Raw genomic sequence first — 4,851 nt, 5'->3', positions numbered from 1 at the left:
TATCACTTAGTTCAGAATCACTTAAATTTTCTTTTTCAGTCTTAGAATAAATTGATATTAAAATCATTTTATTTTCAACTCGTTTATAGATTATCACTCTAAATCCTCCACTTTTTCCAGTTGGAATAGATGAATTTTTGACTCTTTTTTTAAATAAATCAAAACCATCCATATCAGGAAGCATTAAATCTAATATTATTAAATCATATAAAGAGTTTTGTTCAAACTCTTTTATGGCATTTTTAGGATGTGAGAAAGCAACACAATTAAAATTGTAATCTTTTAAATAATCAACAATTAACTTTTGCATTTGTAAATCATCTTCAACTAATAAAATATTTTTATTCAACTTCCCACTCCTGTAAATAATAAGAAAACTTTTTTCTTTGTTTATCATCTAGTATATCATGTATTTTTTCTAAGTTTTTTGCTTCTAGCAAAGAGGCCTTTTCTTTTATTTTTCTAGAAATATATACGTATTTTTCTTCATTAAAATCATCTTCTAAAAATAGTTTTTTAAGTTTTTCTTCTTTTTCTTCTTTATATTTATAATATTTTTTATACTCTTTTTTATACTTTATTAAAACTTCTCTTATTTGTTTATACTGTTTTTTATCTAACTCTAAAAAATCTAGATTTTTATAAAGATGACTTTTTTTATAAGCATGATCATCATCACTTGCAAATAAAATAAAGGGCAAAAGAAAACTACATAAAATCACTAATATTTTTAATTTTGTCATCTTGAATTAATCCTTTTTCAATATCACTATGGCAAGCTTTACAATTCGCACTTGATTTTACCTCATTGTGATTAAATACATCTTTTGGTATGAGTTTATGACTTTGTTTCCAAAATATTGTATCAGTAATTGCAATTATATCTTTATTTTTAATTGAAGCCAATATTTTAACACTTGATTCTTGTGTTGATTTTTCTGCACTATTTTTTAGTAAAAAAGCCAAAATATCACTTCTATCTTCTTCTTCTAATGAAGCATCATCTCCAAAATGATTTTCTAAATCACTCATAAGTAATTCCCATGATTTAACAGGCAATAAATTTGGAGGAATACAGAGTATGACAAGATGCACACTCGTTTACAAAAAGTTCATTTTTACTTTCATAGTTTATTTCTTCATATTTTGAAGCTATTAAAATATTATTTGGTTTATAAACATTAAAAAGCAAAAAACCTATAAAAAACAGCAACATAATAAATGAAAAAACTTTTTGATATATATTTAATTTTACACTTTCATCATTTTTTGTTTTCTTAAAACCTGTAAAAATTGAATTAAGCGTTTCATTAGGACTATGTAAAAACCATTCCATAAAAACACCAAAGATATGAGCAACTATTAAAACAATAAATAGAGTTGATAATAGTTCATGTAGTTCTTCAAAAAGTTCCATTTCTTTAAAAAAAGAACTATTTAAAAAAGAAACTATACCTTTTCCTTCTTGAATTCCATAAGCTAAGATTCCACTTATTATTACTAAAAAACAGATAATAAACATTGAAAACATAACATATGATGCTAGAGGATTATGGCCAATATATTTTTCTTGTTTTTCAAATATATTTGAAAGAAAATCTTTAGCATTTTGTATACCAATTGGAAAATCTTTAAATAAAGAGTATTTAGGACCAAAAAATCCCCATATAACTCTATAAAATAGAAGTATTAAAACAGCATATCCAATTATGGCATGGTAATCTAACCAAAAATCTTCTTCGGCTGATATAAATGCTAATAGTATAAACAATACAAAAAGCCAATGAAAAACTCTAGTAGGTAAAGACCAAATATATGATTTTTTCATAAACTCCTCCTAGTCTTCCCATCTTCCAAAATTAGGAATAATGATATCTCGTTCACTGTAAATACCTTTTTGTGCCGTTGTATGGCAGGCTGTACAATTAAATAAACCTTTTACCTCTTTTTGAGTAATTAAAGATGGTCTTATTTCATTATGTTTTTTAATTATATATCTAACTTTTGTAATTGATTGCGGTATTTCATTTGAAGCAATACTATTTACGATTCTTCGACTTCTTTTATAATTCATTGCTTTTTCGGCAGAATTTTTTTCTAAGTATTCACTTATTGTTTGAAAATCTTCATTATCAAGTGAAGCATCTGTATCAAAGTGGTTTTCTAAATTTGACATAATTTTTTTCCATGATTTAGATGGAAGTAAACCAGGTTGATAATCAAAATGACAAGCTGAGCATTCATTTTTATATAATTCGTTATCAACAGGTTTTACACCTACTTTTGAACTAGCATATTCACTTGAAAAAAGATTTGATAAAAACAATAAAGTTATTATTAAAAGTTTCATTTTTTAGCCTTTACTTATTATATATTTTAAAACATCACCTTTTTCTTGTGCTGTTCCTTCTTTTTTATATACATCATTAAAGTTTCTTTTTAACCATTTATTTATAGTTTTTACATCAGTTAATCTTTTAGGATTTGTTTTATTTGATAAAGGTTTTATAACTTTACCTGTAAAAACATTTTCACCATTTTGTGAAAAATTATTTGTATGACAAGAAACACAAGATATCTCTTTTCCTCTTTTACCTATATGTTTTGATGTAAATATTTCTTCACCTCTTTTAATATCAAACCCTTTAAAGTTTGGGTTTTTTATTAAAACTTCTTTTTGCAGATTATTCATATAATCATCAATAATGGCAGAAAATGAATATGTACTTATTAAAAAAATAAATAAAAATACTCTCATTTGTAACTCCTTATATAATTTATACTTACAATTATAAGCCAATAGTTTCAATTTTGATATAAGATTTCTTGACATTTCCTTGACAATTATTAATTTTTATCTTTGATAATAAATTAAACTGTATAATAATCAAATCATTAATTAATTTTAAATTTAGGGATATTTATGAATATAAAAAAAGTTATCAAATTTAGTTTTATGTTAATATTAGTTTTAGTAGTTTTAATAGCTACAATTAATACTGTTGTTTTATATCAAATAAAAGATAATGAACTCTCGAAAAAAAATATTTCATCACTAGTTTTCCTTCAAGAAAATATGAATGATATTGTAATTGAAACAATAAATACTAAAAATGAAGATAATCTAAAAGAGATAAAAAATAAATTTTCACAAGAAGAAAAGAATTTTGAATATATAAAAAACTCTTTTATTTTAAGTGAAGAAGATGAGTTTCATGACCTTATATTTAGTGATATTCATAAAGATCCAAATATTTTCAAAAGCTTAGAAAAATTATTTTTAAATGAAAAACAAATCGAACATGCTTTTGATAGAATTTTTGATTTACAAACAGAAAAAATAAAATTAATAGATGAGTTTAAATCAACATATCCAAAAGAAAATTTTCAAAGAAAAAAGCTTGAACAAGAAATTTTAAAATCAAATGATTTAGAATTAATAAAACTATTCTCAGACTTAAAATATTATAGTAAAGAGACTCTTTATCAACATAAAAACCAAGTTGCTTTGGATAAATGGACAAATAGAATTAAACTTTTAATTAATAAATTAGATTCAAACGAATTTAAAAACTATCTAAAAACTGTTGAAAAAATAGGCTTGAATATTGTTACTACAAAAAATATTGAAATTGAAGAAGAAAAACTATCTCGTGAAATCTTAAATATTATAAATATCAATAAAAAGGTAAACCTTGAAATTGAAACAAATATTGAAAAAATTTCTTCATCTTTTTTAAGTAATGTATATTTTATTGTAACAATTTTATTATTACTTACTATTGCTTTTATTATCTTATTTGCTTATAAAGTTTATAGAAATATTGGGCTTTCAGTTGATGAAATTGAATCAAAAGTACAAGATGGTTTAGTTGAAATAAAAACATTAAATAGTGAAATTGAACATACACAAAAAGAAGTTGTATTTACAATGGGTGCTATTGGAGAAAGTCGTTCAAAAGAGACAGGAAATCATGTAAAAAGAGTTGCCTTATACTCAAAAATTTTAGCCCTTTATTATGGTTTAGATGAAAAAGAAGCTGAAATGTTAAAACAAGCATCACCAATGCATGATATTGGAAAAGTTGCAATTCCTGATTCTGTATTAAATAAACCAGGAAGATTTGATGAACATGAAAGAAAAATCATGGATACACATGCTGCCTTAGGTTATGAAATGCTAAAACACTCAAATAGACCATTGTTAAAAATGGCAGCTATTGTTGCTTACGAACATCATGAAAAATGGGATGGATCAGGTTATCCAAGAGGTTTAAAGGGTGAAAATATTCATATTTATGGAAGAATCACTGCACTTGCAGATGTATTTGATGCTTTAGGAAGTGACCGTGTTTATAAAAAAGCTTGGGATGATGAAAGAATATTTAATCTTTTTAAAGAAGAAAGAGCTAAGCATTTTGATCCAAAATTAATAGATATATTCTTTGAACATTTAGATGAGTTTTTAAAAATTCGAGACTCGCTAAAAGATGTTTAGAAAAAAGCAGACTTAAATATTTTAAGTCTACTTTTTTATTTAAATTATTTACTTTTCAACAACTCTATCTAAAGTAGAAAGAGCTAGGAACTTATCAAAATAAGCTCTGTTATGATTTTGTCTTGCTTGTGTTAATAAAAAGTTTGCATCTGATAAATCAGTACTTGTTGAAACACCTTCTGAGAATCTATTTTTTACAATATCATAATTTTCAAGAGCTAACTCTAATGATAATACTGCTGTTTGAAGATTGTCAATTGCTACTTCTAAATCTGAATTTGCATTTTCAAATTGTAGTTTGATATCAAGATTTGTTTTTACTAATTGTGCTTTTGCTTTTAATAATCTTGTTT

8 protein-coding genes are annotated in these 4,851 nt (G+C 24.2%); 1 reads left to right on the top strand and 7 read right to left on the bottom strand.

The window, feature by feature from the left end:
• From ACERKK_RS11285 to ACERKK_RS11260, 6 genes are all read right to left on the bottom strand, one after another.
• A partial coding sequence (locus ACERKK_RS11285) for a response regulator (protein ID WP_373773178.1) occupies window positions 1-349 on the bottom strand: 349 nt, incomplete at its 3' end.
• Window positions 342-743: a hypothetical protein gene (locus ACERKK_RS11280; RefSeq protein ID WP_373773177.1), complete on the bottom strand. Its 402-nt coding sequence runs from the start codon at window positions 741-743 to the stop codon at window positions 342-344. The genes ACERKK_RS11285 and ACERKK_RS11280, both read right to left, overlap by 8 nt.
• Window positions 709-1,032, bottom strand: a complete 324-nt coding sequence (locus ACERKK_RS11275) for a cytochrome C (RefSeq protein ID WP_373773176.1) — start codon at window positions 1,030-1,032, stop codon at window positions 709-711. The genes ACERKK_RS11280 and ACERKK_RS11275 overlap by 35 nt, the downstream gene beginning before the upstream one ends.
• A gap of 16 nt (window positions 1,033-1,048) precedes the next feature.
• Window positions 1,049-1,828, bottom strand: coding sequence for a cytochrome b/b6 domain-containing protein (locus ACERKK_RS11270; protein ID WP_373773175.1), 780 nt, complete (start codon window positions 1,826-1,828; stop codon window positions 1,049-1,051).
• 9 nt (window positions 1,829-1,837) lie between these two features.
• The gene (locus ACERKK_RS11265; protein WP_373773174.1) at window positions 1,838-2,350 is read right to left on the bottom strand and encodes a diheme cytochrome c; all 513 of its coding nucleotides are present in this window, start codon (window positions 2,348-2,350) and stop codon (window positions 1,838-1,840) included.
• Between the two features lie 3 nt (window positions 2,351-2,353).
• Window positions 2,354-2,758: a DUF1924 domain-containing protein gene (locus ACERKK_RS11260; RefSeq protein WP_373773173.1), complete on the bottom strand. Its 405-nt coding sequence runs from the start codon at window positions 2,756-2,758 to the stop codon at window positions 2,354-2,356.
• A 165-nt stretch (window positions 2,759-2,923) separates the two neighbouring features.
• Here ACERKK_RS11260 and ACERKK_RS11255 point away from each other — a divergent pair, with 165 nt between their 5' ends.
• Complete coding sequence (locus ACERKK_RS11255) at window positions 2,924-4,498, top strand: HD-GYP domain-containing protein (RefSeq protein WP_373773172.1); 1,575 nt, start codon at window positions 2,924-2,926, stop codon at window positions 4,496-4,498.
• A gap of 48 nt (window positions 4,499-4,546) precedes the next feature.
• On the opposite strand, the gene ACERKK_RS11250 is transcribed toward ACERKK_RS11255, so the two are convergent.
• Window positions 4,547-4,851: TolC family protein (locus ACERKK_RS11250; protein WP_373773171.1), on the bottom strand; the 305-nt coding region annotated here is incomplete at its 5' end.

Source organism: Poseidonibacter sp. (assembly GCF_041821165.1).
In the GTDB taxonomy this organism is placed as follows: Bacteria; Campylobacterota; Campylobacteria; order Campylobacterales; family Arcobacteraceae; genus Poseidonibacter.
The sequence above is the reverse complement of the archived record's forward strand: the minus strand, read 5'-3'. Positions and strand labels throughout refer to the sequence as shown.

What these genes read in the sequence shown, in the direction of transcription:
- ACERKK_RS11270 (WP_373773175.1), bottom strand. Translation starts at nt 1,828, where the DNA reads ATGAAAAAATCATATATTTGGTCTTTACCTACTAGAGTTTTTCATTGG.
- ACERKK_RS11255 (WP_373773172.1), top strand. Translation starts at nt 2,924, where the DNA reads ATGAATATAAAAAAAGTTATCAAATTTAGTTTTATGTTAATATTAGTT.
- ACERKK_RS11260 (WP_373773173.1), bottom strand. Translation starts at nt 2,758, where the DNA reads ATGAGAGTATTTTTATTTATTTTTTTAATAAGTACATATTCATTTTCT.
- ACERKK_RS11280 (WP_373773177.1), bottom strand. Translation starts at nt 743, where the DNA reads ATGACAAAATTAAAAATATTAGTGATTTTATGTAGTTTTCTTTTGCCC.
- ACERKK_RS11265 (WP_373773174.1), bottom strand. Translation starts at nt 2,350, where the DNA reads ATGAAACTTTTAATAATAACTTTATTGTTTTTATCAAATCTTTTTTCA.
- ACERKK_RS11275 (WP_373773176.1), bottom strand. Translation starts at nt 1,032, where the DNA reads ATGAGTGATTTAGAAAATCATTTTGGAGATGATGCTTCATTAGAAGAA.